This window comes from Kitasatospora sp. NPDC086801 (genome assembly GCF_044745805.1).
GTDB lineage: Bacteria > Actinomycetota > Actinomycetes > Streptomycetales > Streptomycetaceae > Kitasatospora.
On record NZ_JBIVAX010000005.1, the window covers coordinates 79,746 to 105,381 of the forward strand.

The following is a 25,636-nucleotide window of genomic DNA, read 5'->3' on the forward strand; positions in this document are numbered from 1 at the left end:
CGTGCATGGTTCGAGCGTAGCGGATCGTGCGGGGAGGGTGAGCCCGGTCACGTGATTGTCCGAGTTATGTCTCACCCCTCGGGCAATGGTCACGAATCGCTCGAGTCACCCCGTAGCCTTGGTGGTGTGACCGTGACGACTGAGACATCGAGGACTGGCCACTCCTGGCAGTCCCTGCCCGCGGCGCAGCAGCCTGAATGGCCGGACCAAGAGGCTCTGCGCAAGACCCTTGCCGAGCTCGCCTCCTATCCGCCGCTCGTGTTCGCCGGCGAGTGCGACCAGCTGCGCGCCCGGCTCGGCGCCGTGGCGCGCGGGGAGGCGTTCCTGCTGCAGGGCGGTGACTGTGCCGAGGCCTTCGACGGCGTCTCGGCGGAGCACATCCGCAACAAGCTGAAGACCCTGCTGCAGATGGCCGCCGTGCTGACGTACGCGGCCTCGGTGCCGGTCGTGAAGGTGGGCCGGATCGCCGGCCAGTACTCCAAGCCGCGCTCCAAGTCGACCGAGACCCGCGACGGCGTGACCCTGCCGGTCTACCGCGGCGACTCGGTGAACGGCTTCGACTTCACCCCCGAGTCCCGCATCCCGGACCCGGAGCGCCTCAAGCGGATGTACAACGCGTCCGCCGCGACGCTGAACCTGGTGCGCGCGTTCACCACCGGTGGCTACGCGGACCTGCGCCAGGTGCACGCCTGGAACCAGGACTTCGTGCGCAACTCGCCGGCCGGCCAGCGCTACGAGCAGCTCGCCCGGGAGATCGACAACGCCCTGGCGTTCATGAACGCCTGCGGCGTGGCGCCGGAGGAGTTCAAGACCGTCGAGTTCTTCTCCTCGCACGAGGCGCTGATCCTCGACTACGAGACCGCGCTGACCCGCGTGGACTCGCGCACCGGTGAGCTGTACGACGTCTCCGGCCACATGGTGTGGATCGGTGAGCGCACCCGCCAGCTGGACCACGCGCACATCGAGTTCGCCTCGAAGGTCCGCAACCCGATCGGCGTCAAGCTCGGCCCGACCACCTCGGTGGACGAGGCGCTGACCCTGATCGAGAAGCTGGACCCGGAGCGCGAGCCGGGCCGCCTCACCTTCATCACCCGGATGGGCGCGGGCAAGGTCCGCGAGCACCTGCCCACCCTGGTGGAGAAGGTCACCGCGTCCGGCGCCCAGCCGGTGTGGATCTGCGACCCGATGCACGGCAACACCTTCGAGGCCTCCAGCGGCCACAAGACCCGCCGCTTCGACGACGTGCTCGACGAGGTCAAGGGCTTCTTCGAGGTGCACCGCGCGCTCGGCACCCACCCGGGCGGCATCCACGTGGAGCTGACCGGCGACGACGTGACCGAGTGCGTCGGCGGCGGCGACGAGGTGATGGTCGACGACCTGCACCAGCGCTACGAGACGGCCTGCGACCCGCGGCTCAACCGCAGCCAGTCGCTGGACCTGGCGTTCCTGGTGGCGGAGATGTACCGCGGCCAGTGATTCGCCGTTGATTCGCCGCAGATTCGCCGTAGAGCGAGTCGCCGCTGAGCGGATGTGACGAAAGCCCCTCCGGATTCGGGGTCCCCGAGCCCGGAGGGGCTTTCTCGTACCCGGATCGCCGGGTAAGGTGAGGCTTAGTGAACTAAGGCAACCCTTAGTCAAGATCGTTCCGCCAGTCGGCGCCGCACCACCCGGGAGAGACCGCGATGTACGTGTGCATGTGCCATGCGGTCACCGAGGACCAGGTGAAGAAGGCGATCGACGCCGGTGCCGACACCCCGCGCCAGATCGCCCGGGGCTGCAAGGCCGGCACCGACTGCGGGTCCTGCGTCCGCCGGATCCAGGCGCTGCTCGGCGAGCACGGCGCCCGGCCCTGCCCGACCGCCCGCCTCGCGGCGAAGCTGGGCCTGGCCGATCCGGAGGCCCAGGCCGCGCCCGCCGCAGCTCCCGTGGCCCCGGCCACGGTCGCCCCGCTGCGCGCGGCCTGAGGGCTCGGGAGTCCCTGAGCGCTCAGGACTCCGGCTGCTCGATCACCTGGGCGAGGTAGAGTGCCTCGCCGAGCTTCTCCAGGAGCTCCAGCTGGGTGTCGAGGTAGTCGATGTGGTGCTCCTCGTCGGCCAGGATGTCCTCGAAGATGTTCGCCGAGGTGACGTCGTTCTTGGCCCGCATCACCACGATCCCGCGCTTCAGCCGGTCGATCGCCTCGACCTCGACCTGGCGGTCCGCCTCGAACATCTCCTTGACCGTCTGGCCGATCCGGACGTGGAACAGCCGCTGGTAGTTCGGCAGCCCGTCCAGGAACAGGATCCGGTCGGTGAGGGTCTCGGCGTGCTTCATCTCGTCGAAGGACTCGTGCCGGGTGTACTTGGCGAGCTTCGTCCAGCCGAAGTTCTCCTGCATCTTGGCGTGCAGGAAGTACTGGTTGATCGCGGTGAGCTCCGCGGTGAGCTGCTCGTTGAGGAACTCGATGACCTCTGGATCGCCCTGCATGGCTGGTGCCTCCCTGCGCTACGGCCTGCTGTGACTCCTGCGCTGCGCATCCTGGCATCGAAATGGGAGGAAATTCCAGTAAGTTCACACTCACTAGGACATGTGTCGGAATATCCGATTTGAGCCGAAATTGGTCCGACCATCGACTCGTGGGGGTGGGGCGCACGACCGCGCCAAGGGGCGCGCGCGGGGCGTCGGCCGCCGTCTGTCACCATGGAGTCATGGGTCAGTCCGAACAAGAACCACTTCCGCCGTCTGACCCGAGGCTCCCCCCGGGGCAGCGCCTGCAGCGCGGCTGGCCCGCCCTGCACTACGGGCCCGTACCCCGCTTCAAGCCGCTGACCTGGGACCTCCAGGTGTTCGGCGCCACCGCCTCGGCGGAGAAGCGCAGCTGGGACTTCGAGGCCTTCCACGCCCTGCCGCGCACCACCGTCGTCGCCGACCTGCACTGCGTCACCAAGTTCACGCTGCTCGGCAACGAGTGGACGGGCGTGCCGGCCGCCGCCCTCCTCGACCTGGAGCCCCCCGCGCCCGGCGTCACCCACGTCATGGTCTGGGCCGAGTACGGCTACAGCGCCAACCTGCGGCTGGCCGACTTCGCCGACCCGCGGACGATCTTCGCCACCCACCGCAACGGCGAGCCGCTGACCGCCGAGCACGGCTTCCCGGTCCGGCTGATCGTCCCCGGGCTGTACGCCTGGAAGGGCCCCAAGTGGGTCCGCGCGGTGGAGTACATGCGGGCCGACCGCCGGGGCTTCTGGGAGGAACGCGGCTACCACAACCTCGCCGACCCGTGGCGCGAGCAGCGCTACTCCCACCAGGAGGAGCCGGGCGACGGCCCGCTCCGCTGAGGACTGCGGGCTCTTCGGCAGAGCGCCCGGAGAACGTCCTTAGAAGAAGGGGAAGTTGACCGTCACCACGGTGTGCTGCGGGTGCCGCTCGCCGGCCGCCGGGGACTGGCCGGACACCTTGCCGGTGCCGAACAGGTTGACCCCGCTGGTCTGCATCGCGAAACCGGCCGCCTGGAGCGCCTTCGCCGCGTCGTCCTTGCTCATCCCGGTGACGTCCGGGACCGGCACCATGCCCTTGCTGACCACCAGCGCGACCGCGGTGTTCTCCTGGAGCAGCTGCCCGGTCGCCGGCGAACTGCTGATCACCACGCCCTCCGGCACGGTGTCGCTGTACGTCTCGGTCACACCGCCCTTGGTCAGCTGGGCGGCGGTCAGTGCGTCGGCGGCCTGGTCGGCGGTCTTCCCGGTCAGGCCCGGCACCGCGATCCGCTTGGGGCCCTTGGAGACGGTGACCGTCACGGTGTCGCTCTTGCGGGTCCGCGCGCCCACCCCGGGGTCGGTGGCGATCACCTGCCCGGCCGGGGCGCTCTCGCTGAACGCCTCGACGAACCGGCCGTGCATGCCCTCCTTGTCCAGGATCCGCTGCGCCTCGGCCCGGTCCTTGCCGAGCACACCGGGCACCGGCCCGTACAGCCCCTCGGACAACCCGTACGTCGCGCCGCCGACCGCCAGCACCAGGGCGGTCAGCGCGGCGACCCAGATCAGCGGCTTGCGGGGGAGCCGGTGCAGCAGGCCGGGCCGGCGCCCGCGCACCGGGGTCGGCTCGTCGTACGGGCGCGGCTCGACCAGCAGCTGGTCCATCAGCTCCGCCGGCACGTCCAGCACGCTGGTGGGCTCCGGCGCCGCGGCGTCGACGGGCCCCGGCGGCGGCTGGATCACCGAGGTCGGCTCGCTGGTCGGGTAGCGCGGGCTGGGCCGGGTGGAGGCCGGCGGCTCGGCGTCCAGCTCGGCCGGGGTGAGCGTGCGGCGGAGCCGCTGGAGGGCGGCGAGCAGTTCGACCGCGTCGTACGGGCGGGCCTCGGCCGTCCGGGCGCAGGCGCCGGCCACTATGGCGTCCAGCGCGGGGCCGACGGCCGGGGCGATCAGCGAGGGGGCGGGGACGTCCTCGTGCAGGTGCTTGTACATCACCTGGACGGGGTTGTCGCCGGTGTGCGGGCGGCGGCCGGTGAGCATCTCGTAGAGCAGGATGCCGGCCGCGTAGACGTCGACCCGCTGGTCGGTGGGGGCGTCCGGGAGGATCTGCTCGGGGGCCAGGTAGGAGACGGTGCCGAGGACGGTGCCGCCGGTCGCGGTGCTGGTCGAGGTGGGTGCGCCGTCGGCGGTGCCGAGGACCCGGACCAGGCCGAAGTCGGCGACCTTGACCAGCCCGCCCTCGGTGATCAGCACGTTCTCCGGCTTGACGTCCCGGTGCACCAGCCCGGCCCGGTGGGCGGCGCCGAGGGCGGCGAGCACCGGCTCCAGCACGTCCAGCGCCGCCCGCACCGACAGTGCGCCGCGGTCGCGCAGCAGGTCCCGCAGGGTGCGGCCGGGCACGTACTCCATGGCGAGGAAGACGTTTCCGCCGTCCGCGCCCTGGTCGAAGACGTTCACCACGTTCGGGTGGGTGAGCCGGGCGACCGCCTTGGCCTCGCGGATGAACCGGGCGGTGAAACCGTCGTCCCCGGCCAGCGCGGGGTGCATCACCTTGAGGGCGACGACCCGGTCCAGCCGGGTGTCGGTGCCCTTGTAGACGGTGGACATCCCGCCGGTCGCGATGCGCTGCTCGACCCGGTACCGGCCGTCGAGCAGGGTACCGATCAGCGGGTCGTGCAATGCCATGTCCACCCGGGGAGTCTAGTGCCGCAGGCATCGGCCGGGCCCGGAGGACATCGCCTCCGGGCCCGGCTGTGCCCGGTTTGTGACACGGCACACGCGGGCGGGTGCCCGGGCGTCCCGGCGTCAGAACGCCGGGTGCTCGCGGGTGTCCAGCTCCGCCCGGCCGGCCATCGCCGAGGAGGCCTCGGCGTGGAACCGGCGCGGGATGCGGCCGGCCCGGTGGGCGAACCGGCCCGCCTCGGCGGCGTGCCGCATCGCCTCGGCCATCAGCACCGGGTCCTGCGCCCTGGTCACCGCGGAGGCGAGCATCACCGCCGCGCAGCCCAGTTCCATCGCCAGCGCGACGTCCGAGGCGGTGCCGGCGCCCGCGTCCAGGATCACCGGGACGCCCGCGCCCTCCACGATCAGCTGGAAGTTGTGCGGGTTGCGGATGCCCAGACCGGAGCCGATCGGCGAGCCCAGCGGCATGATCGCCGCGCAGCCGACGTCCTCCAGCTTGCGGGCCAGCACCGGGTCGTCGTTGGTGTACGGCAGCACCGTGAAGCCGTCGTCGACCAGGGTCTCGGCGGCGTCCAGCAGTTCGATCGGGTCCGGCAGGAGGGTCCGCTCGTCGGCGATCACCTCCAGCTTCACCCAGTCGGTGCCGAGCGCCTCGCGGGCCAGCCGGGCGGTCAGCACGGCCTCCCCGGCGGTGAAGCAGCCCGCCGTGTTGGGCAGCACCCGGATGCCGTTGCGGGTCAGCACGTCCAGGACGGAGCCCTGGGTGCCGGCGTCGACCCGGCGCATCGCCACGGTGGTCAGCTCGGTGCCGGAGGCCAGCAGCGCCCGTTCCAGGATCTCCAGACTGGGTGCGCCGCCGGTGCCCATGATCAGCCGGGAGCCGAAGGACGCCCCGGCGATGGTCAGCAGGTCGTCAGCCATGTCAGCCTCCCTGGACGGCGGTGAGGATCTCGATCCGGTCGCCTGCCGACAGCTCCGTGGCCGGCCACGAACTGCGGGGCACCACAGCCTCGTTGAGGGCGGCGGCGACGCCGCTGTGGGCGGCGCTGAGGGTGGCCACCACCTCCGCGAGGGTGGTCGTGGCGGACACCCGGCGGGGCTCGCCGTTGACGGTCAGTGCGATCTCGGCCGGTTCGATCTCGGCCGGTGTGGTCTTGGCCGGTGTGGTCTTGGCCGGTGTGGTCTGGGGCGGTGTGGTCTGGGGTGGTGCGATCTCGGTCATGCGGAGGCCTTCGTGGTGGAGCGGTCGGGGAAGAACCGGGTGGGTGTGAACGGCTGTGCAAGCTCGGGGAGTTCGCCGGTCGCCAGGTACTCGGCGAGCAGGTCGGCGGTCACCGGGGTGAGCAGCACGCCGTTGCGGTAGTGGCCGGTGGCGGCGACCAGCCCGGGCAGCGCGGTCGGGCCCAGCAGCGGGGCGTTGTCCGGCGAGCCGGGCCGCAGCCCGGCGGAGGTCTCCAGCAGCGGGAGTTCGGTGATGCCCGGCACCAACTCGTGGGCGTCGCGCAGCAGTTCGTACACCCCGCCGGCGGTGACCGTGGTGTCGTAGCCCTGCTCCTCGGTGGTCGCGCCGATCACCAGTTCGCCGTTCTCCCGGGGCACTAGGTACAGGTGCTGGCCGCGCACCACCGCGCGGACGTTGCGGGACAGGAACGGCCGGTACGCCTCGGGGATCCGCAGCCGCAGGATCTGCCCCTTCACCGGGCGGACGGCCGGCAGCACGCCCTCCGGTAGCCCGGGCAGCCGGTGGCTGTGCGGGCCGGCCGCGAGCACCACCTGCTCGGCGGTCAGGGTCTCGCCGGTGCCGAGCCGGGCACCGACCGCGCGGCCGCCCTCGACCAGCAGCTCGACGGCCTCGGCGCGGTGGATCACCACCTCGGCGAGCTCGCAGGCGGCCACCAGGGCGGTCAGCAACCGGCGCGGATCCACCTGGTGGTCGTCCGCGACGTGCAGGCCGCCGCGCACGCCGGGGGCGAGCATCGGCTCCATCCTGCGGGCCTCCCGGCCGGTCAGCCAGGTCGAGTCCAGGCCGAGCCGCTGGTGGAAGGCGTGCAGCTCGCGCAGTTCCTCGCGGTCGTCGGAGTCCAGCGCGACGGCGACGGTGCCGCACCGGCGGTACCCGGTGTCCAGGCCGCCGCTCGCCTCGGTGAGTTCGGCGGCGAAGTCCCCGTACCGCTGGTTGGAGGCCATGCCGAGGCGCAGCAGCGGCTCCTCGCCGTACTGCAGTTCGGTGACCGGGGCGAGCATCCCGGCCGCGACCCCGGCCGCCCCGCCGCCGGGGGAGAGATCGACCACCACGATTCTCTTCAGCCCGCGCTGTGCGGCGCGCCAGGCGACGGCGAGGCCGATGATGCCCCCGCCGATCACCAGCACGTCGGCGCGGGTTCCTTCGGGCAAGCGTGACAAGGCTGCTCTTCTCCCTTCGCCGGAATGACCCGGATCAGGTTCGGACGGTCGCGGGCCGTGCCAGCCCGCCTCTCAGCCCGGTACGCCGGGCTCCCGTGATGGTGTCCCCACCATAACGCCGGGGGCGGGCCCGGCCGAAGGCCCGTACGCAGGGTGGACGGGCTCATGGGCCCCCGGGGCCCGTGAGTACAGTGACGGGCGTGGCAGAGCTGAGCGGAACGGATCAGGTGGTCGTCGTCGGGGCCGGGCTGGCCGGGGCGCAGTGCGCCCTGAAGCTGCGGCAGGGCGGCTGGCGGGGGCGGATCACGCTGGTCGGGGAGGAGCCGCACGCGCCGTACGACCGGCCGCCGCTCTCCAAGGACGTGCTGCTCGGCAAGGCCGACGCCACCACCCTGGACATCGACTACCCGCACCTGGGCATCGAACTGCTCACCGGCCGCCGCGCCACCGGCCTCACCCCCGGCGTGCTGCACACCGACGCCGGCGACCTCCCGTACGACGCCCTGGTGATCGCCACCGGCGCCACCCCGCGCGCCCTGCCCGGCGCCGAGCGCGCGCACCTGCTGCACACCCTGGACGACGCGCTGGCGCTGCGCGCCCTGCTGCGGCCCGGCCTGCGGCTGGTGCTGGTCGGCGCGGGCTGGATCGGCGCCGAGGTGTCCACCGCCGCCCGCGCGGCCGGCTGCGAGGTGACGGTGGTCGAGGCGGGCCCGGCGCCCGTCCCCGGCGCGCTGCCGGCCGAGGTCGGTTCGGCGATGGCCGCCTGGTACGCCGAGGCCGGCGTCGACCTGCGCTGCGGGGTCGGCGTCGCCGCCGTCGAGGAGGGCGCGGTGCTGCTGGCGGACGGCTCGCACCTGCCCGCCGACGCGGTCGTGGTCGGTGTCGGCGCCCGGCCCGCGACGGGCTGGCTGGCCGGTTCCGGCGTGGAGCTGGACGGCGCCGGCGCGGTCCTGGTGGACGAGCGGCTGCGCACCGGCCTGCCCGGCGTCTTCGCGGCCGGGGACTGCGTCAGCTACCCGTCCGCCCGCGCCGGTGCCCGGCTGGTCGTCCAGCACTGGGACCACGCGCTGCAGTCCGGCGAGGCCGTGGCCGCCGCCGTCCTCGGCGCGGACGCACCGCCGTACGACCCGGTGCCGTACTTCTGGTCGGAGCAGTTCGGGCGGATGGTCCAGTACGCCGGGCGGCACGCCGAGGGCGACGAACTGCTGTGGCGCGGCGGCCCGCTGGACGCCTCCTGGACGGCGCTCTGGCTGCGCGACGGGGTGCCGAGAGCGCTGCTGGCCGTCGACCGACCGCGCGACCTCACCCAGGGCCGCCGGCTGATCGAGCGCGGCACCGCGCTGGACCGGACCCGCGCGGCGGACCCCTCGGTGCCGCTGAAGTCGGCGGTCGCGGGGTAGGTCTGGTGCGCGGCGGGCCCCGGAGGTGGCAGTCTGGTGGCGTGAGCGAGATCGAAAGCAAGATTGAAGCCCTGGTCACCGAGTGGATGTACCTCCCCGACATCTCGGAGCAGTGGGGGGTCCGGGTCACCGAGGTGCGCGACCTGGTCAAGAGCGGCGGGCTGATCGCCGTCCGGCGGGGCCCGAACAAGTCGCTGCAGGTCCCTGCGGCGTTCATCGACGGCCAGGGGCTGGTCAAGCACCTGTCCGGCACCCTGACCGTGCTGCGCGACTGCGGGTACAACGACGTGGAGATCCTGGAGTGGCTCTTCACCGAGGACCCGTCGCTGCCCGGCAGCCCGATCCAGGCGCTGCGCGAGAACCGCGGCACCGAGGTCAAGCGCCGCGCCCAGGCGATGCTGATCTGATGGCGGCGGACACGCCGCGCCGGCGGCTGGCCGACGCCCGGCTGTACCTGTGCACCGACGCCCGCCGGGAGCAGGGCGACCTCGCCGAGTTCCTGGACGCGGCGCTGGCGGGCGGCGTGGACGTCGTCCAGCTCCGCGACAAGGGCCTGGAGGCCAAGCAGGAGCTGGCGGCGCTGGAGGTCTTCGCGGACGCCTGCCGCCGCCACGGCAAGCTGCTGGCCGTCAACGACCGGGCCGACGTCGCGCACGCGGCCCGGCCGGACGTGCTGCACCTCGGGCAGGACGACCTGCCGGTGCCGGCCGCCCGGGCGATCCTCGGCGACGAGGTGCTGATCGGCCGGTCCTGCCACGCCGAGTCCGAGGTGGACGCGGCGGTCGCCGAGCCCGGCGTGGACTACTTCTGCACCGGCCCGGTCTGGCCGACCCCGACCAAGCCGGGCCGCCCGGCGCCGGGCCTCGGCCTGGTCTCGTACGCGGCGAAGCAGAGCACCGACCGGCCGTGGTTCGCCATCGGCGGCATCGACCTCGGCAACCTCGACGAGGTGCTGGCCGCCGGCGCCCGCCGGATCGTGGTGGTCCGTGCCATCACGGCCGCCGACGACCCGCAGGCCGCCGCCGCCGAACTCTCCCGGCGGGTGCGCTCGGCCTGACCGGCCGCGCGGCCGGGGCCGCCGCCGTTCTCAGTACTTGCGGACGGTGGCGGCCTCGGCCAGGGCCAGCAGCACCGTGCGGGCCTGCTCGTCGGCGAGCGGCGCCGCCTCCAGCGCGGCCAGGGACTGCCGCATCAGCTCGTCGATCCGGCGCTCCACCCGCTCGGGCGCGCCGCTGCGGGCCACCAGGTCGCGCAGCCCGGCGACCTCCTCGGGCACCAGGTCCGGCGCGCCGAGCCGCTCGTCCAGGTGCCGGGCGTCGGCCGTCGGCAGGCCCCGCATCGCGTGCGCCACCAGCAGGGTGCGCTTGCCCTCGCGCAGGTCGTCCCCGGCCGGCTTGCCGGTGACCACGGGATCGCCGAAGACGCCGAGCAGGTCGTCCCGCAGCTGGAAGGCCTCGCCCAGCGGCAGCCCGAAGGCCCCGAACGCCGCCACCAGCTCCGGGCCGGCCCCGGCCAGCAGCGCGCCGACCTGCAGCGGCCGCTCGATCGTGTACTTCGCCGACTTGTAGTGCAGCACCGTCTGCGCCCGCTCCAGCGCGCCCTCGTCGGCGGAGTCGCCGGCCACCGGCTCCAGGACGTCCAGGTACTGGCCGACCATGACCTCGGTGCGCATCAGGTCGAACGCCGGCTTGGCGGCCAGCACGGCGGCCGGCTCCAGGCCCGAGCGCAGGAACAGCTCGTCGCACCAGATCAGCAGCAGGTCGCCGAGCAGCACCGCCGCCGAGGCGCCGTACTGCTCGCGGTCGCCGCGCCAGCCGCTCGCCCGGTGCAGCGCCTCGAAGCGGCGGTGGATCGAGGGCAGGCCGCGGCGGGTGTCGCTGCGGTCCATCAGGTCGTCGTGCACCAGGGCGCTCGCCTGGAGCAGTTCCAGCGCGGCCGCCGCGTTCGCGATGCCCTCGCCGCCGGCCGGGCCGCCGGCGCCGCGCCAGCCCCAGTAGCAGAAGGCCGGGCGCAGCCGCTTGCCGCCGTCCAGCAGGAAGTCGCGCAGGGCGTCGGCGGCCGGCACGAGCTGCGGGGAGATCTTGCCCAGCAGGGCGGACTGGCCGTCCATGAACGCGGCGAGGGCGGCGTTGACGCGCGCGCGGACGTCCTCCACGTCTATGGGGTTGGCCGGTACGGGGGTGGCCGGCCGGTTGCTGGACGAGGTCACGATGAGGCTCCGCTGGTTCGCTGGGGTGCAGCAAGCGTAGCGGGGCGGCACGGAACGGATGTGCGAACGGGCGGGCGGGCGGACCGGGCGCCGGCGTCGAACGTCAGTCGGAATCCGTCGGACCATCGGATGGAATGTCGTCCACCGCTTGTCTCAATCCGTGGTACCGAGTTGTCCGGCTCCTTCGAACGCCCGATAACCTGCCGACATGGCACTCGGCATCGCTTCCACCAGACCGGACCGCGCACTGACGGTCCGCGAACTCCTGGCGGCCGGAAAGCGGTCCTTCTCCTTCGAGTTCATGCCCCCGCGCACCGAGGTCGGCGAGCAGAGACTCTGGGACGCCATCCGTCGGCTCGAACCGCTGGACCCCAGCTTCGTCTGCATGACGTACGGCGCCGGCGGCTCCTCGCGCGAGCGCACCGTCAACATGGTCGGCCGGATCGCCACCGAGACCACGCTGACCCCGGTCGCCCACCTCACCGCCGTCGACCACTCGATCGCCGAACTGCGCAACATCATCGGCCAGTACGCCGACCAGGGCGTGCGCAACGTCCTCGCGGTCCGCGGCGACCCGCCCGGCGACCCCATGGGTGAATGGGTCAAGCACCCCGACGGCGTCACCTACGCGTACGAGCTGGTGGAGCTGATCAAGGGCATCGGCGACTTCTGCGTCGGCGTCGCCGCCTCGCCGAACATGCACCCGCGCTCCACCGACTGGGACGACGACATCCGGCACTTCGTCGGCAAGGTCCGGGCCGGCGCCGACTACGCGATCACCCAGATGTTCTTCGAGGTCGACGACTACCTGCGGCTGCGCGACCGGGTCGTCGCCGCCGGCTGCGAGACGCCGATCATCCCGGAGATCATGCCGGTCACCAACGCCAAGCAGTTGGAACGCTTCCCCCAGCTGAGCGGCTCCGCCTTCCCCGTCGACCTGGAGGCCCGTCTGCGGGCCGCCGTCGACGACCCGGCGGCGCTGCGTGCCATCGGCATGGAACACGCCACCTCGATGGCCGAACGCCTCCTCGCCGAGGGCGCGCCCGGCCTGCACTTCATCACGCTCAACCACTCCACGGCGACGCTGGAGATCTACCAGAACCTCGGCCTGCACCAGCGCCCCGCGTAGGTCCTCTCCGCTCCCCGCGAGCAGCGGGAACGCGATGCGGTACCCCGGCCGTTGAACCGGTACAGTCGCCGCACACGCGCGGCGAGCGCGGGCACGCGACTGGAGGTAGCGGGCGGATGGGCATCGGATACCTGCTGCTGTACGTCGCGTTGGCGGTGGTGGCGCTCTGGCTGGTCGCCGAGGTGCTGCTGCAGAACCGGGCCCCGCTGCACTGGCGGGGCCTCGCCCTGGCCGGCTTCCTCGGAGTGGCCGCCGGCATGGCGCTCGGCTCCGTCCCGGTGATCGGCGCCGGCGCCGCCCTCTTCGCGGCCGGCCAGACCTTCGTCACCCTCTCCGTCAAGCGCGGCTACCGGGCCGGCTGGTCGCTGCGCAAGGCCGACGGCTCCCTGCCCGGCCCGCTCGCCAAGGTGCCGCTGCTCGGCGCCCTCACCGGCGGCGCGGCCGCCGTGGCCGCCGTCGAGGCCACCGAGAAGCGGATCGGCGAGGTCAGCGCCGTCGAGGAGGCCCCGGCCGCCGCCCCCGCCCCGGTCGCCGAGGACGTCCCCGAGGTCGAGCAGACCGCCGCCTTCGAGATGCAGGAACTCGCCCAGGACGGCGTCTACGCGCCCGCCTACTACGAGCAGCAGCCGCACGACCCCTACGCCGACGTCTTCCAGTCCGGCTACGACACCGCCCAGCCGCAGCCGTCCTACGAGCAGCAGCAGTGGCAGCAGACCCAGCAGCAGCCCGCCTTCGCCTACGACCAGGGCTACGGGGCCTACCCGCAGCAGCAGCCCGACCCGTACAACGGCTACCCGCAGCAGGAGCAGTACCAGCCCTACCCGCAGCAGCAGCCCGGCTGGGAACAGCACCCCCAGCAGCAGTGGCAGACCCCCCAGCAGCACCCGGACCAGCAGCACCCCGACCAGCACCCCGGCCAGCAGCCCCAGGGCATCCCGCAGCAGCCGTCCTACGAGCACACCTACGGCTACCAGCAGCAGAACACCTGGCCCCAGGGCTGACGGACCCTACGCGGGGCCGATCAGGTTGGCGGCGATGCAGGCGGACATGCCGGCCCGGGCCAGCCCGCCGCCGGGGTGGGCCGCGCCGCCGATCAGGTAGAGGCCGGGGACGGGCGACTCGTTGGGCGGCTGGAGCCACCAACCGCCGGATCCGGCGAGCGCGGGCCGGGGGACCGACCCGCCGAGGGCGCCGGTCTCCCGGCGGGTGTCGTCCGGGGTGCGCACGACCCGCCACAGCACCCGCTCGCGCAGGCCCAGACCGGCGGCGTCGGCGTGCGCCAGCAACTGGTCCGCGTAGCGGTCGGCGAACCCGGGCGCGGTCCAGTCGACGTCGCCCTGGGCGGGGACCGTCGCGGTCAGCACCACGCTCTCGTGCGCGTCGTCGGGGCGCAGCGCGGGATCGTCGGGGCGCAGCACCTGCAGGGTGGGGCGCCCGCAGGGCGGGTCCGAGAGGGTCAGGGCGTTCTGCTCGGCCGCCGGATCGGCGGCGTGCACCACCGTCCGGTGCGGGGTGCCGTCCGGCCGGGCGCCGCGCAGCGCGAGCAGCACGCTGAACCGGCCGGGCACCTCGAACGGCTCCCAGTGGTCGGTGTCCAGGCCCGGCCACCGGGCGAGACCGTCATGGAACAGGGCCCTGGTGTCCATCGAGGAGACCACCAGGTCCGCGTCGATCCGCCCGTCCGGGGTGTCGACGCCGCGGGCCCGGCCGTCCTCGACCAGCACCCCGGTGACCGGGGTGTCGAAGCGGAACTCCACCTTGCGCAGCTCGCAGCGCCGGTACACGGCGTCCGCCAGGGCCCGCAGGCCGCCCCGGACGTACCAGACACCGAAGGACTGCTCCATGTACGGCAGCACGGTGGCCCCGGCCGGGGCTGACCCGGGGGGCAGGCCGAAGCGCAGGGCGTGCTCCTCCAGCAGCGCGGTGAGGCCGGGGTGGCCGCCGAGTTCGCGGGCGGCGACGTCGGCGAGGGTCCACGGGCGGGGCCGGCCGAGCCGGGCGAGCGGGCCGCGCCGGGGCGGGACGGGGTAGGGATCGGTGTCCAGCGGTGACCGGTCGGCCGGGAGCGGCTCCTCCAGGAGCGGGCGGCGGGTGGCCTCCCAGACCGTCCGGCCGTGGTTCATGACCGCGCTCCAGCGGGCGCCCGAGCCGGCGCCGAAGGCGGCGTCCAGGGCCTGGCTGACGCCGCCGCGGGAAGCGTTGGGCAGGCTGACTGCGGTGCCGTCCGGGAACAGGTGCCGGCTCTCCGGCGCCACCGGGGCGAGGTCGACGAGCTGCTCCAGCGGCTCCTTGCCGGTCTTCAGCGCGAGGTCGCGGTAGACGGCCGGGAGGGTGAGCAGACCGGGGCCGGTGTCGAAGGCGAAGCCGTCGCGCTCGTACCGGCCGACCATGCCCCCGTACGTGCCGCCGGCCTCGCAGACCGTCACCCGGTGTCCGAGGGTGGCCAGCCTGGAGGCCGCCGCGAGCCCGCTCATTCCTGCGCCGATGATGACGATCCGTGCCATGGCACCTGATCCTAGGGCGTGACCTGGCAGGGCCCGGCGGGCTCCGTCCTCAGGGCCGTGGGGCGTACGGGCGGTCCGCCTCCTGCTCGCGGGCGGCGGACCGGGCGTCGCGGGCGTCGCGGCGTTCGCGGCGGCGGGCCCGGAAGGCGCGGATCCGGTTGACCGCGAACCAGACCAGCAGCAGGCCGACGGCGAGCAGGACGGCGGCGATCGAGGCGGCCAGCCAGGGGTGGAAGATCGCCAGGGAGACCAGCCCGGCCACCGACAGGTCCTCCGCCAGGCTGACCGCGATGTTGCTGGCCGGTTCGGGCGAGGTGTTGACCGCCATCCGCAGCGAGGCCTTGACCAGGTGGCTGACCAGTGCCGTGGTGCCGCCCATCGCGCCCGCCGCGACCTCGCCGAGCGAGCCCGGGTCGGTGCTCGCGATCAGCGCGCCGACGGTGGCGCCCGCGATCGGCCGGATCACGGTGTGCACGGAGTCCCAGAGGCTGTCGACGAACGGGATCTTGTCGGCCACCGCCTCCAGCAGGAACAGCACGGCGGCCGCGACCAGCACGTCGGTGCGCTCCAGCGCGGGCGGCACCGAGTCCGCGCCGGCGAAGCGGCCCAGCAGTCCGAGCAGCAGCACCACCGCGTAGGCGTTGATGCCGCTGGCGAGTCCGCTGGTGAAGATCAGCGGCACGATCGTCATGGCTTCCCCCTCCTCATCGCTTTCCCCCTCCTTCTCGCAACCGTGGCCGGGCCGTCCCGGCCACGCCGTACCGTACCCGGACGTGCCGGGTCGGCCCGCCGGTTCCGGCCACGCCCGGGCTCGGGGGCCGGGCGTGGCCGCAGACACGCCCTGAGTACGCGTACTCAGATCCGGGGTTGAGTACGTCAGCGGATGGCCCGCCGACCTGCCGGGACGGAAGAGTGGTGGCACCGGGTCGGCGGCGCGTCGGGCGCCCCGCCCCGGGCGGCGGATCCGTCCGTCCAGCCGGCAGATGAGGGGTCGGCGGGGCGGCGGCGGAGGTCCGCCACGGGAGCCGGTCACGGGCCCTGCACCGCCGACACGGGGCGGCGGAGCGGGCCGGGGGGAGACCGGCCACCGGAGGGGGGAGCTCGCCACCGCCGCCTGTGGGGGACGGCGGAGCGGCAGCGTACGGCGGCGGCGCGGGGCCTGGGGGGACAGGCCCGTGCCCGCCGCCGGTCACCCCGGGCCGGGCCGCGTTGTCAGTGGTCCCGTTCACGATGGAGGGGCACGGACCACTCGGTCCGCGCGCTGCCTCGGAACCGGGGGAGACCATGACCATCAGCCGTCCTGAGCCCGTCACCGCCCGCCTCCACTCCGCCGACCTGCCGTCCTCCCCGGGCGGGCGCCCGGGCGGCGGGGACGTCCACCCCGTGCTGCGCCGGATCGCCGCCCCGCCGGCCGCCCTCGACCTGCTCGCCGACGCCCGCCGCACGCTCGCCCGGGCCCGCGTCCTGGAGGACCCGCTGGAGCGGTACGCCACCGCCCACCTGGCCGCGCTGCGCACGGTGGCGGCCGTGCTCGCGGTGCGCGGGCGCCCGGAGAAGAGCCCGCGCCGGCGCAAGGCCATCCGGAGCGCCTGGGAGGTGCTGCCCGAGGTGGCCCCCGAGCTGGCCGAGTGGGCGCTCTACTACGGTGCCGGCGCCCGCCGCCGGGCGGCCGCCGAGGCCGGGATCCGGGGCGCCGCGACGGCCCGTGACGCCGACGACCTGGTCCGCAACTCCGCCCTGTTCCTGCGCCTGGTCGAGCGCCTGCTCGGCCTGTGCCCGGCCCCGCCGGCCCCGCGGGTGCCGCTGGACGGCGACGACCCGTCGGGGTGACGGGCCCCGCCACCCGCCCGGTCTAAGGGAGTGTCGCCGGACAGGCCCTAAGGTGGAGGCATCCTGATCCATCTGCATGTGCCGAGGAGCCCCACCTTGTACCCGACGCGACCCCGCAGTGCCCTGCGTACCGCCGTGGTGTGGGAGGTGGTGCGGGCGGCCCTGGAGAAGCGGGCGGCCGAGCTGGACCAGCCGGTGCTCGACGTGGTCGACACCGGCGGCGGCACCGGCAACTTCGCCGTGCCGGTGGCCAAGCTCGGCCACCGGGTCACCGTGGTCGACCCGAGCCCGGACGCGCTGTTCGCGCTGGAGCGCCGGGCCGCCGAGGCCGGGGTGACGGAGCTGGTCCGGGCCGTCCAGGGCGACACCCAGACGCTGCCCGAGCTGGTCGCCCCCGGCACCGTGGACGCGGTGCTCTGCCACGGCGTGCTGGAGGTCGTGGACGACCCGGCGGAGGCGCTCGGCAGCCTGGCCGGCACCCTGCGCCGGGGCGGCCTGGTCAGCCTGCTGGCCGCCAACCGCAACGGTGCCGTGCTGGCCCGCGCGCTGGCCGGCCACTTCACCGAGGCCCGTACGGTGCTGTCCGCGACCGACGGCCGCTGGGGCGAGCAGGACCCGATGCCGCGCCGCTTCACCGGCGAGGAGCTGGGCCGGCTGGCCGAGGGCGCGGGCCTGCGGGTGGAGTCGGTGCACGGCGTCCGGGTCTTCGCCGACCTGGTCCCCGGGGTGCTGGTGGACGCCGAGCCGGGCGCGCTGGAGGCGCTGCTGAAGCTGGAGGAGGCCGCCGCCGAGCAGCCCGCCTTCCACGCCGTGGCGACCCAGCTGCACCTGCTGGCCACCCTGGCCTGAACGGGCGCGAGGCCGTCCGCCGTCGTACGGTTCGCACGCCGTGCGGCGGCGGTTCGCCTCCCGGACGCCCCCCGGCCTCGTCCGTGTGGTCCCGAACCTGCCCAGGTCCGGGCCGATTCCACCCGTTCGGGCACTTGTCCGGGCCTCGTGGCGTTGAGACGGGTGCGGCCGTGCCCGGTCGAAGTGGCCCGTCCCACGCGGCGCAGACCACTCCGTAACGGGCCCACGGACCGTATGATCTGGGTAAAGCCGGAAAGCATGACAGCCGGATACGTGGGGCATATGGACGACACGGGCCGGGTCCCCCCGCACAGGCGTCCGACCGTGTGCCCCGAAGGCTGATTGGACTTTGCCTCCCCGACCGGGGTGGCGGACCGGTCGCACCCGCGACCGACGAGTAGGAGGACTCCGTGCCGCTCTCGGAGCACGAGCAGCGACTGCTCGACCAGATGGAGCGAGCGCTGTATGCCGAAGATCCCAAATTCGCGACGGCGCTTGAGGGAACCGGGCTGCGCACCTACACCCGCCGGCGGGTGTACCTGGCCATCGCCGGCTTCGTGGTCGGCATCGGCCTGCTGATGGGCGGCATGGTCGTCCCCAACCAGATCTGGGTCAGCGTCGTGGGCTTCCTGGTGATGCTCGGGTGCGCGGTGTTCGCCGTCACCGGCTGGCGCCGCGGGCCCGCCGGCCAGGGCTCCGGCCCCCGGCCGGCCGCCGCGCCCCGCCGCAAGGCCGGGATGATGGACCGGGTGGAGCAGCGCTGGCAGCGCCGTCGGGACGAGCAGACCGGCGGCTTCTGAGCCGCGCACGGCACGCCCGCCGGGGCGCGCACACGCTGGACGAACGCCGGGGGCGGGCAGTCGACCGACTGCCCGCCCCCGGCGTTTCCGTGCCCGCGGAACGGCTCCCGCTCGGGCCCCGCTCAGGACTCCCCGGGGGCCCGCTCGGACTCCGGCTTCCGCTTCCGCCGGGAGAACACCCGCCGCACCGGGCCGGTGACGGCGGTGGACACCCGGCCGATCCCGGTGCCGACCGTCGTCCGGGCCGCCCGCAGGGCGTCGGAGATCCGCCACCACAGCTGGGCCGAGGACGGCGGCAGCAGCACCGCCCTGGTCCGCCCGGCCCGGCTGGCGGTGGCCCGCAGGCCCTGCCGGGCGGTCCGGACGTCGGCCGGCAGCGGGGCGGTGGTGACCTGGCCGGCCGGGGCGTAGAGCACCCGTTCGGTGGCCAGCGCCAGCCGGCCGGCGGCCGCCGCCGAGTCCGCGTCCAGCTCAGCCTTCTCGGTGATCCGCCGGGCGGCCGAGCGCGGGGTGCGTGACTCGTCCGGGGGAATTCCGAGGTCCCAGGCGGAGTCGATCAGCTCGTCCCAGGCGGCCAGCACCTGGGTGTCGGTGAGCTCGGTCGGGCCGCCGCCGGGCCCGCGCCGTCCGCCGCGGCCGAGCCGGCGCCGGCGCAGCGCCGACCGCCAGAGCATCGGCACCAGCAGCAGCGCGATCACCAGCACCACCACGGCGGCGGTGCCCAGGACCTGCCCGGACAGCAGCCAGGAGTCGTCGGCGGCACTGCTGACGGCCTGGCTCTTGCCGCCGCACTCACCCAGCTGGCGCTGCTTCGCGTCGCAGTCCTTGCTGTTGGTCGGCGCCGGGACCGGCGCCGAGCTCTGCGCGGCGGCCGTCGGCTGCTGGGTCGGCGCGGTGGTCGGGGCGGTGGACTGCTCGGTGTAGCGGGGCTGGACGCCGCGGCTCGGGGTGGGCTCGAAGCGCAGCCAGCCGTAGCCCGAGAAGTACAGCTCGGGCCAGGCGTGGTACATCCGGCCGGTCACCGAGTAGACGTTGCCGCCCTTGGCGTCGCCGGGGGTGAAGCCGACGGCCACCCGGGACGGGATCTTCAGGGTGCGGGCCATCGCCGCCATGGTGGAGGCGAAGTGGACGCAGAAGCCCTTGCGGTCACGCAGGAAGACCGCGATCGCGTTGCTGCCGGTGCCGCCGTTGACCGCGGTGTCGTACTGGAACTGGGGGCCGGTGAACCAGTTCACCAGGGCCATCGCCCGGTCGTAGTCGTTCGTCGCCTTGGCGGTGACCTCGTGGGCCTGCTGCGCGACGACCGGCGGGAGGTCCGAGGGGAGGCTGGTGTAGTGCTCCCGGATGTCCTGCGGCGCGGTCGACGCGGTGCGCAGCTCGTTCGCGGTGGGCCGCAGGTCCAGGGCGCTGACGTGGTAGCGCAGGCCGCGGATCGCCCGGTCGTTGGTCGGCAGGACGGTGCGGGTGAGCGGGTCGAGCTTCCAGTCGGACCGGTTGGGGACCTGGACGGAGGCGGCCGGGTAGGGCATCGGCAGCCAGCTCTTCTCCAGCCGGTCGCTGATCTGGAAGTCGCCCTCGATCCGGGGGACGTTGGCGTCCCGCAGGCCCTCGGGGGCGGGGAAGGAGGACGGGAGGTCGTTGACGGTGGTGCTGCCGAGTCGCCAGTTGGTGCCGTCGAACTGGTCCAGCGCCCCGGTGCGCAGGTAGATCTGGTCGGCGAGTTCGCTGTCCAGGGTGTAGCTGAGCAGTTCGTTGTCGGTGGGCTTGGTGACCGCCGACTCCAGGCTGACCAGCGGGTCGAGGCTGGTGGCCGCCCCGACGGCGTTCTTGCCCGAGGAGCCGCCGGAGCCGGGGCCCAGCAGGCCGGAGTCCCAGTGCGGCAGGGCGATCGGCAGCAGCAGCGCCGCGACCAGCGCGAGGAGGCCGACCTGCTGGCCGCCCAGGCTGACCCGGCCGGAGCCCGTCATCTCGCGCGAGCCGCCGTGGAAGACCCGGCCCCAACGGGAGACCCGGTCCTGGCCCTCGGCGAACAGCAGCACCAGGTAGCCGGCCGACGCCAGGGCGAACCAGAGCCAACTGCCGCGGTCCCCGGCGAGCCCGTTGCCGACCGAGTACAGCGCCAGCAGCGGCAGCCCGGCCAGCGCGGAGCGCCGGTACGTCACCGCGACGGTGTCCACCATGACGGCGACCAGGCCGACCGAGGCGACCAGGATCAGCCGCAGGCCGGCGTTGGGCGGCGCCGGGATGGCGTACACCTGGATGTCGTCCAGACCGGAGCTGATGACCTGGTCGAGGGCGCGCAGCGAGGACGGCCCGGGCACCACGCCGCCCAGCAGCGAGCCGGAGCCGGCGAAGCCGATCAGGATCAGCAGGAACAGCACCAGCAGCTGGCCGACCGGCACCGTCCAGCGGTACAGCGGGGCCCGCCGCAGGCCCGCGCCGACCGCCGCGATCACCGCGACCACCAGGAAGGCGTGGGTGACCCAGCTCCTGGTGGTGAGCAGCGGGGTCAGGCAGAGCGACGCGAGGGCGGTGGCCAGCGCCGAGTAGACGGTCAGTTTGGCCCGGGTGGTCACGCGCCGGCCTCTTCTCGGTAGGGGGAGGTCGTCCTGGTGCCGTCGGCGGCCTGCCAGAGGTCCGGGACGGAGTCCCCGGAGCGGGCCGGCAGGACGGTCCAGCCGGCCTCGCGCAGCTGCCGGACCCGGTCGCGGAACTCGTCGCCGCCGGTGCCGGGGGCGAGCATCCGCAGGCCCGCCCAGGTGCCGGTGTCGAGGAGGAACGCGACGGCCCCGCCGGTGCGGTTGCGCAGCCGGGCCAGCCGGGCGGTCTGCGCCTCGTCGAGTTCGCCGAGGACGGCGACCAGCAGTCCCTCGCCGCCGGCGCGCAGCGGCTCCTCGGCGCGGGAGAGCCCGCCGCCGTCGGACAGGTCGGCCACCGCGAGCGCGTCCAGGATCAGCCCGGAGGCGTCGGCCGCGGTGTTGCCGCCGCCGGTGCCGGGGCCGGGCACCCACTGGCCGGTGTCGGTGAGCAAGTGGGTCTGGTAGCCGCGCTCCAGCAGGTGCACGGCGACCGAGGCGGCGCAGCTCACGGCCCACTCGAAGGAGGAGGCGGGGCCGCTGCCCCGGTGGCCGGTCTCCCGGGTGTCCAGCAGGACGGTCGCCCGGGCCCGCTGCGGCTGCTCCTCGCGGCGCACCATCAGCTCGCCGTACCGGGCGGTGGACTTCCAGTGCACCCGGCGCAGGTCGTCGCCGGGCCGGTACTCGCGCAGGATCACGTCGTCGTCGCCGGCCAGCGCCAGGGTGCGGGCACGGCTCTCGCCCTGGCCGGCCCACTCGCCGCTCAGCCGCACGTACGGCAGGGCCTGGACCTGGGGGACGACGGTGAGGACGTCGGAGGCGGAGAAGGAACGGTTCACCTCGCACATCCCGAACGGGTCGGACAGCCGGAGCTGGAGCGGCCCGAGCGGGTAGCGGCCGCGCAGGTCGGAGCGGACCCGGTAGGAGACCTCGCGGTGGCCGCGCGGCTCGACCCGGTCCAGCACGAAGCGCGGGCGCGGCCCGAGCACGTACGGGACCTTGTCCTCCAGGAGCAGCAGCCCGGTGGGCACCCGGGAGACGTTGTCGACCCGCAGGTGGACCCGGGCCTCCTGGCCGGCCACGGCCCGGCGCGGGCTCAGCCGGCGGCCGCTGGCCACCCGGTACCGGGTGTTGGCGACCACCAGCGCGGCGGCCAGCGGCAGCGCGGCGAGCAGGACGCCGACGCGCAGCAGCGCGTCCTGGTCGAGCAGGTAGGCGCAGCCGACCGCGGTGACGCCGGCGGCGAGGAAGGAGCGCCCCCGGGTGGTGAGGCCGCGCAGCCCGGCCCGCAGTCCTGACGTCGGGTCGGACGGGGCCACCTCAGCCCCTCCGGACGGCCGGGCCGCCCTGCGGGCGCGGCAGCGGCAGCCGGGCGACCAGGTCGGTCACGATCTGCTCGGCGGTGCGGCGGCTGAGCTGGGTCTCGGCGGTCGGCATCAGGCGGTGCGCGAGGACGGGCACGGCCAGGCGCTGGATGTCGTCCGGGGTGACGTAGTCGCGCCCGTCGAGCGCGGCGGCGGCGCGGGCGGCCCGGACCAGGTGCAGGGTGGCGCGCGGCGAGGCGCCCAGGCGCAGCTCGTGGCTGGTGCGGGTGGCGCCGACCAGGTCGACGGCGTAGCGGCGGACCGGGTCGGCGATGTGCACGCCGCGCACCAGGTCGACCAGCTTGAGGATGTCGGCGGCGTGCGCCACCGGCTGGAGGTCCTCCAGCGGGCTGGCTCCGGAGTGCACGTCGAGCATCGCGAACTCGGCCTCGGGGCTGGGGTAGCCGATCGAGATCCGGGCCATGAAGCGGTCCCGCTGGGCCTCCGGCAGGGGGTAGGTGCCCTCCATCTCGACCGGGTTCTGGGTGGCCACGACCATGAACGGCGAGGGCAGCTCGTAGCTGGTGCCGTCGATGGTGACCTGGCGCTCCTCCATCGACTCCAGCAGCGCGGACTGGGTCTTGGGCGAGGCGCGGTTGATCTCGTCGCCGACCACGATCTGCGCGAAGATCGCGCCCGGGCGGAACTCGAAGTCGCGCTGGTGCTGGTCGTAGATGTTGGTGCCGGTGACGTCCGAGGGCAGCAGGTCGGGGGTGAACTGGATGCGGCGGACGGTGCAGTCGACCGAGCGGGCGAGTGCCTTGGCCAGCATGGTCTTGCCGACGCCGGGCACGTCCTCCAGCAGCAGGTGGCCCTCGGCGAGCAGGACGGTCAGGGCGATCCGGACGGCCTCCGGCTTGCCCTCGATCACGCTCTCGATGTTGGCGCGGATCCGGTCCACGACCGCGGTGAGCTCGGGGAGTCCGATCCGGTGGTACCCGTCCGTCCCCTGGCCGCCCCCCGCAGGACTACCGAGACCGGCCTGATCGCTGTAGCTCGTCACCCGTATACGCTCCCTGGCACCCTGTGCCCGCCTCACCCCGAGGCCGGACCCCACCCCATGCTTGACGCGGCCGTTCCGGGGGCGGTTCCGTCGGGGATCCGGCGCCGGGGTAGCGGCCTGCGGCCTGGCCGCCCCAGGTGGTTCGGGGTCTGACCGGCAGGCGCATTCTCCCCCGCCCGGTGACCAGAAGTCACCCTCGGGAAAGCCCCGGATGCCCGGACGCCGTCGGCCGGGCGGTGCGCGGTGCGGGGGGCGGTGGTGTGGTGCGGGGTCAGTGGATTTCGCGCAGGAGCCCGGTGTGGACGTCGAAGACGAAGCCGCGGACGTCGTCGGTGTGCAGCAGGAAGGGCGAGGTGCGGACCCGCTGCATGGACTGGCGGACGTCGCCGTCGAGGTCGACGAAGGCTTCCACCGCCCACTGCGGGCGCTGGCCGACCTCCAGCTCCAGCTCGCGGCGGAAGTCCTCGGTCAGCCCGAGCAGGCCGCAGCCGGTGTGGTGGATCAGCGCGATCGAGCGGGTGCCGAGGGCGCGCTGACTGATGGTGAGGGAGCGGATGGTGTCGTCGGTGACGACGCCGCCCGCGTTGCGGATGACGTGGGCGTCGCCCAGTTCGAGGCCGAGCGCGGCGAACAGGTCGAGGCGGGCGTCCATGCAGGCCACCACGGCGATCTTCTGCACCGGGCGGGCGTCCATGCCGCCGTCCCGGAAGGTCACGGCGTACTCGCGGTTGGCCGTGACGAAGCGGTCGATGATGGCGGGTCGCGGGGAGTCGGCAGCGTCGGTCGGCGTCGGCCGGTCGGGGGTCACTGTCATGGTGGCGACGTTAGTGCGATTCGGGCGTCCGCGGTGGGGCGGAGAGCTACAGATCGGGCCGCTGTGATCGAGCGCATAGCCACAACAGGCCGGCCGCTCCGCGTGTTCGGGAGGGTTTGTCCGGGCTGGTCCCGGAGCGCCCGCGGGGCGGGTGCGCGGGTGGGGCGCGCGGCCGTTCCCGCAGGCCCCCGGCCGGCACCTCCGCGGGACCACTCCCATGGCTGCGACCTGCGGTGATCCGTACCGCCGCCCGGGTGGTGCGCCGGAGCGGACCATTGACTGGCGGGGCCCGCGCGATAGAGTTGCGGCGCAGTGGAGCACACCCGCCGGAGCCCGTCAACCGGGCCTTTCCGGCCGGGTGGCCCGGTCGATGCGGCCCGTGGCCTCCACCCGCTCCGTGCCCACCTGGCGCACCTTCCCCGGCGCCGGGCGGTCACGATCTTCCCCTTGGAGCGGGCGGGGACCACGGGCCGCGTCGTCGCGTCGTGCAGTGGTGGGCGAGAATGGTCGAAGCTCCCGGTCGTCGGGCTGCTCCGCACCTGAGGAAGGGCGCCACCGCGCATGACCACCAACGATCCGGGCCCCAAGCACGTTCCGGTCATGCTGCAGCGGTGCATGGACGCCCTGGCTCCGGCGATCTCGCGCCCCGGGGCGGTGGTGGTGGACGCCACCCTCGGCCTCGGCGGGCACAGCGAGGCGCTGCTCACCCAGTTCCCCGAGGTGCGGCTGGTCGCGGTGGACCGCGATCCGCAGGCGCTGAAGCTCTCCGGCGAGCGGCTGGCTCCCTTCGGCGACCGGGCCACCCTGGTGCACGCCGTCTACGACGAGATCCCCGAGGTGCTGGAGCGCCTGGACATCGACCGGGTGGACGGCGTCCTGTTCGACCTCGGCGTCTCCTCGATGCAGCTGGACGAGGCCGATCGCGGTTTCGCGTACGCGCAGGACGCGCCGCTGGACATGCGGATGGACCAGACCCGGGGGATCAGTGCGGCGGAGGTGCTGAACACCTACAGCCACGGTGCCCTGGCCCGGATCCTCAAGGTCTACGGCGAGGAGCGGTTCGCCGGGAAGATCGCCTCGGTGATCCTGCGCGAGCGGGAGAAGGAACCGTTCACCAACAGCGCGCGTCTGGTCGAGTTGGTGCGGAACGCCATTCCGGCGGCGACCCGCCGGACCGGCGGGAACCCGGCCAAGCGGACGTTCCAGGCGCTGCGGATCGAGGTCAACGGCGAGCTGGAGGTCCTGGACCGGGCGATCCCCGGAGCGCTGGAGGCCCTGGCGATCGGTGGTCGGATGGTCGTGATGTCCTACCAATCGCTGGAAGACCGGCTGGTGAAGCAGTACTTCGCCGCCGGGGCGACCAACACCGCGCCGCCGGGGCTGCCGTTCATCCCGGAGGAGCACCAGCCCTGGCTCAAGCTGATCACCCGTGGTGCCGAGCTGGCCACGGAGGAGGAGATCGAGGAGAACCGGCGCGCCGCGCCCGTACGGCTGCGGGTGGCGGAGAGGATCAGGGACCGTAGCAAGCGGGGCTGAAACGTTGGCCCCGGCGGGGTCCGAAGGGCGGAGGAGAGCGGTGGGGCCGGTGGCCGGTGAGGTCCGGGCGGGGCGGGGATCGTTCCC

The 25,636-nt window shown here is 74.0% G+C and carries 24 protein-coding genes and 1 riboswitch; of the genes, 12 read left to right on the plus strand and 12 right to left on the minus strand.

The window, feature by feature from the left end; genetic code table 11:
- Window positions 1-66: 66 nt before the first annotated feature.
- Window positions 67-1,476 (plus strand): class II 3-deoxy-7-phosphoheptulonate synthase, encoded by a 1,410-nt coding sequence (locus tag ACIPLC_RS08845; RefSeq protein WP_400472252.1) that lies wholly within the window; start codon window positions 67-69, stop codon window positions 1,474-1,476.
- A gap of 206 nt (window positions 1,477-1,682) precedes the next feature.
- Window positions 1,683-1,964, plus strand: a complete 282-nt coding sequence (locus ACIPLC_RS08850; RefSeq protein ID WP_400472253.1) for a bacterioferritin-associated ferredoxin — start codon at window positions 1,683-1,685, stop codon at window positions 1,962-1,964.
- Window positions 1,965-1,986: 22 nt separating this feature from the next.
- On the opposite strand, the gene bfr is transcribed toward ACIPLC_RS08850, so the two are convergent.
- Entirely contained in the window at window positions 1,987-2,466 is a 480-nt protein-coding gene (bfr, locus tag ACIPLC_RS08855; RefSeq protein ID WP_188300920.1) for a bacterioferritin, read from the minus strand.
- 221 nt (window positions 2,467-2,687) lie between these two features.
- On the opposite strand from bfr, the gene ACIPLC_RS08860 reads away from it, so the two are divergent.
- Window positions 2,688-3,317, plus strand: coding sequence for a sulfite oxidase-like oxidoreductase (locus ACIPLC_RS08860; RefSeq protein ID WP_400472254.1), 630 nt, complete (start codon window positions 2,688-2,690; stop codon window positions 3,315-3,317).
- 39 nt (window positions 3,318-3,356) lie between these two features.
- Here ACIPLC_RS08860 and pknB read toward each other — a convergent pair whose 3' ends face one another.
- The 4 genes from pknB to thiO all read right to left on the minus strand — a co-directional run bounded on the left by pknB (window position 3,357) and on the right by thiO (window position 7,526).
- On the minus strand, window positions 3,357-5,135 hold the full coding sequence (pknB, locus tag ACIPLC_RS08865) for a Stk1 family PASTA domain-containing Ser/Thr kinase (protein WP_400472464.1): 1,779 nt from the start codon (window positions 5,133-5,135) through the stop codon (window positions 3,357-3,359).
- Between the two features lie 120 nt (window positions 5,136-5,255).
- The gene (locus ACIPLC_RS08870; protein WP_063347257.1) at window positions 5,256-6,053 is read right to left on the minus strand and encodes a thiazole synthase; all 798 of its coding nucleotides are present in this window, start codon (window positions 6,051-6,053) and stop codon (window positions 5,256-5,258) included.
- Window position 6,054: 1 nt separating this feature from the next.
- Complete coding sequence (thiS, locus tag ACIPLC_RS08875; protein WP_400472255.1) at window positions 6,055-6,354, minus strand: sulfur carrier protein ThiS; 300 nt, start codon at window positions 6,352-6,354, stop codon at window positions 6,055-6,057.
- Window positions 6,351-7,526: a glycine oxidase ThiO gene (thiO, locus tag ACIPLC_RS08880; RefSeq protein WP_400472256.1), complete on the minus strand. Its 1,176-nt coding sequence runs from the start codon at window positions 7,524-7,526 to the stop codon at window positions 6,351-6,353. Before thiO ends, thiS begins: the two co-directional genes overlap by 4 nt.
- A gap of 3 nt (window positions 7,527-7,529) precedes the next feature.
- Window positions 7,530-7,642: riboswitch (TPP riboswitch) on the minus strand.
- An 84-nt stretch (window positions 7,643-7,726) separates the two neighbouring features.
- Between thiO and ACIPLC_RS08885 the strand changes: the two genes are divergently transcribed.
- Genes ACIPLC_RS08885 through thiE form a run of 3 tightly spaced genes read left to right on the plus strand, consistent with a single transcriptional unit; the run spans window position 7,727 to window position 9,992 of the window.
- Window positions 7,727-8,935: an NAD(P)/FAD-dependent oxidoreductase gene (locus tag ACIPLC_RS08885; protein WP_400472465.1), complete on the plus strand. Its 1,209-nt coding sequence runs from the start codon at window positions 7,727-7,729 to the stop codon at window positions 8,933-8,935.
- A 41-nt stretch (window positions 8,936-8,976) separates the two neighbouring features.
- Complete coding sequence (locus ACIPLC_RS08890; protein ID WP_400472257.1) at window positions 8,977-9,342, plus strand: Rv2175c family DNA-binding protein; 366 nt, start codon at window positions 8,977-8,979, stop codon at window positions 9,340-9,342.
- Window positions 9,342-9,992 (plus strand): thiamine phosphate synthase, encoded by a 651-nt coding sequence (thiE, locus tag ACIPLC_RS08895; RefSeq protein ID WP_400472258.1) that lies wholly within the window; start codon window positions 9,342-9,344, stop codon window positions 9,990-9,992. The genes ACIPLC_RS08890 and thiE overlap by 1 nt, the downstream gene beginning before the upstream one ends.
- 30 nt (window positions 9,993-10,022) lie before the next feature.
- On the opposite strand, the gene ACIPLC_RS08900 is transcribed toward thiE, so the two are convergent.
- Window positions 10,023-11,144: a polyprenyl synthetase family protein gene (locus ACIPLC_RS08900; RefSeq protein WP_400472259.1), complete on the minus strand. Its 1,122-nt coding sequence runs from the start codon at window positions 11,142-11,144 to the stop codon at window positions 10,023-10,025.
- 208 nt (window positions 11,145-11,352) lie between these two features.
- Here ACIPLC_RS08900 and metF point away from each other — a divergent pair, with 208 nt between their 5' ends.
- Both metF and ACIPLC_RS08910 read left to right on the plus strand, forming a co-directional pair.
- Window positions 11,353-12,273, plus strand: a complete 921-nt coding sequence (gene metF / locus ACIPLC_RS08905) for a methylenetetrahydrofolate reductase [NAD(P)H] (protein WP_400472260.1) — start codon at window positions 11,353-11,355, stop codon at window positions 12,271-12,273.
- Between the two features lie 116 nt (window positions 12,274-12,389).
- Window positions 12,390-13,274, plus strand: coding sequence for a hypothetical protein (locus ACIPLC_RS08910; protein WP_400472261.1), 885 nt, complete (start codon window positions 12,390-12,392; stop codon window positions 13,272-13,274).
- Window positions 13,275-13,280: 6 nt separating this feature from the next.
- On the opposite strand, the gene ACIPLC_RS08915 is transcribed toward ACIPLC_RS08910, so the two are convergent.
- On the minus strand, window positions 13,281-14,777 hold the full coding sequence (locus ACIPLC_RS08915) for a phytoene desaturase family protein (protein WP_400472262.1): 1,497 nt from the start codon (window positions 14,775-14,777) through the stop codon (window positions 13,281-13,283).
- Window positions 14,778-14,826: 49 nt separating this feature from the next.
- Window positions 14,827-15,468, minus strand: coding sequence for a DUF4126 domain-containing protein (locus ACIPLC_RS08920; RefSeq protein ID WP_400472263.1), 642 nt, complete (start codon window positions 15,466-15,468; stop codon window positions 14,827-14,829).
- Between the two features lie 599 nt (window positions 15,469-16,067).
- Between ACIPLC_RS08920 and ACIPLC_RS08925 the strand changes: the two genes are divergently transcribed.
- The 3 genes from ACIPLC_RS08925 (at window position 16,068) to ACIPLC_RS08935 (ending at window position 18,256) form a co-directional block, all read left to right on the plus strand.
- Entirely contained in the window at window positions 16,068-16,607 is a 540-nt protein-coding gene (locus tag ACIPLC_RS08925) for an SAV_6107 family HEPN domain-containing protein (protein ID WP_400472466.1), read from the plus strand.
- 96 nt (window positions 16,608-16,703) lie between these two features.
- Window positions 16,704-17,456: a methyltransferase domain-containing protein gene (locus ACIPLC_RS08930; protein ID WP_400472264.1), complete on the plus strand. Its 753-nt coding sequence runs from the start codon at window positions 16,704-16,706 to the stop codon at window positions 17,454-17,456.
- 410 nt (window positions 17,457-17,866) lie between these two features.
- Window positions 17,867-18,256, plus strand: coding sequence for a DUF3040 domain-containing protein (locus ACIPLC_RS08935; RefSeq protein ID WP_400472265.1), 390 nt, complete (start codon window positions 17,867-17,869; stop codon window positions 18,254-18,256).
- A 122-nt stretch (window positions 18,257-18,378) separates the two neighbouring features.
- Here ACIPLC_RS08935 and ACIPLC_RS08940 read toward each other — a convergent pair whose 3' ends face one another.
- The 4 genes from ACIPLC_RS08940 to ACIPLC_RS08955 all read right to left on the minus strand — a co-directional run bounded on the left by ACIPLC_RS08940 (window position 18,379) and on the right by ACIPLC_RS08955 (window position 24,013).
- Window positions 18,379-20,832: a transglutaminaseTgpA domain-containing protein gene (locus ACIPLC_RS08940; protein WP_400472266.1), complete on the minus strand. Its 2,454-nt coding sequence runs from the start codon at window positions 20,830-20,832 to the stop codon at window positions 18,379-18,381.
- Complete coding sequence (locus ACIPLC_RS08945) at window positions 20,829-22,151, minus strand: DUF58 domain-containing protein (RefSeq protein WP_400472267.1); 1,323 nt, start codon at window positions 22,149-22,151, stop codon at window positions 20,829-20,831. Before ACIPLC_RS08945 ends, ACIPLC_RS08940 begins: the two co-directional genes overlap by 4 nt.
- Window position 22,152: 1 nt before the next feature.
- A complete protein-coding gene (locus ACIPLC_RS08950; RefSeq protein WP_400472268.1) occupies window positions 22,153-23,199 on the minus strand; it encodes an AAA family ATPase in 1,047 nt (348 codons plus the stop codon).
- Between the two features lie 271 nt (window positions 23,200-23,470).
- Window positions 23,471-24,013 carry a beta-class carbonic anhydrase gene (locus tag ACIPLC_RS08955; protein ID WP_400472269.1) on the minus strand — a complete coding sequence of 181 codons (543 nt, stop codon included), beginning with the start codon at window positions 24,011-24,013 and terminating at the stop codon, window positions 23,471-23,473.
- A gap of 561 nt (window positions 24,014-24,574) precedes the next feature.
- On the opposite strand from ACIPLC_RS08955, the gene rsmH reads away from it, so the two are divergent.
- Entirely contained in the window at window positions 24,575-25,549 is a 975-nt protein-coding gene (gene rsmH, locus ACIPLC_RS08960) for a 16S rRNA (cytosine(1402)-N(4))-methyltransferase RsmH (protein ID WP_400472270.1), read from the plus strand.
- Window positions 25,550-25,636 lie beyond the last annotated feature (87 nt).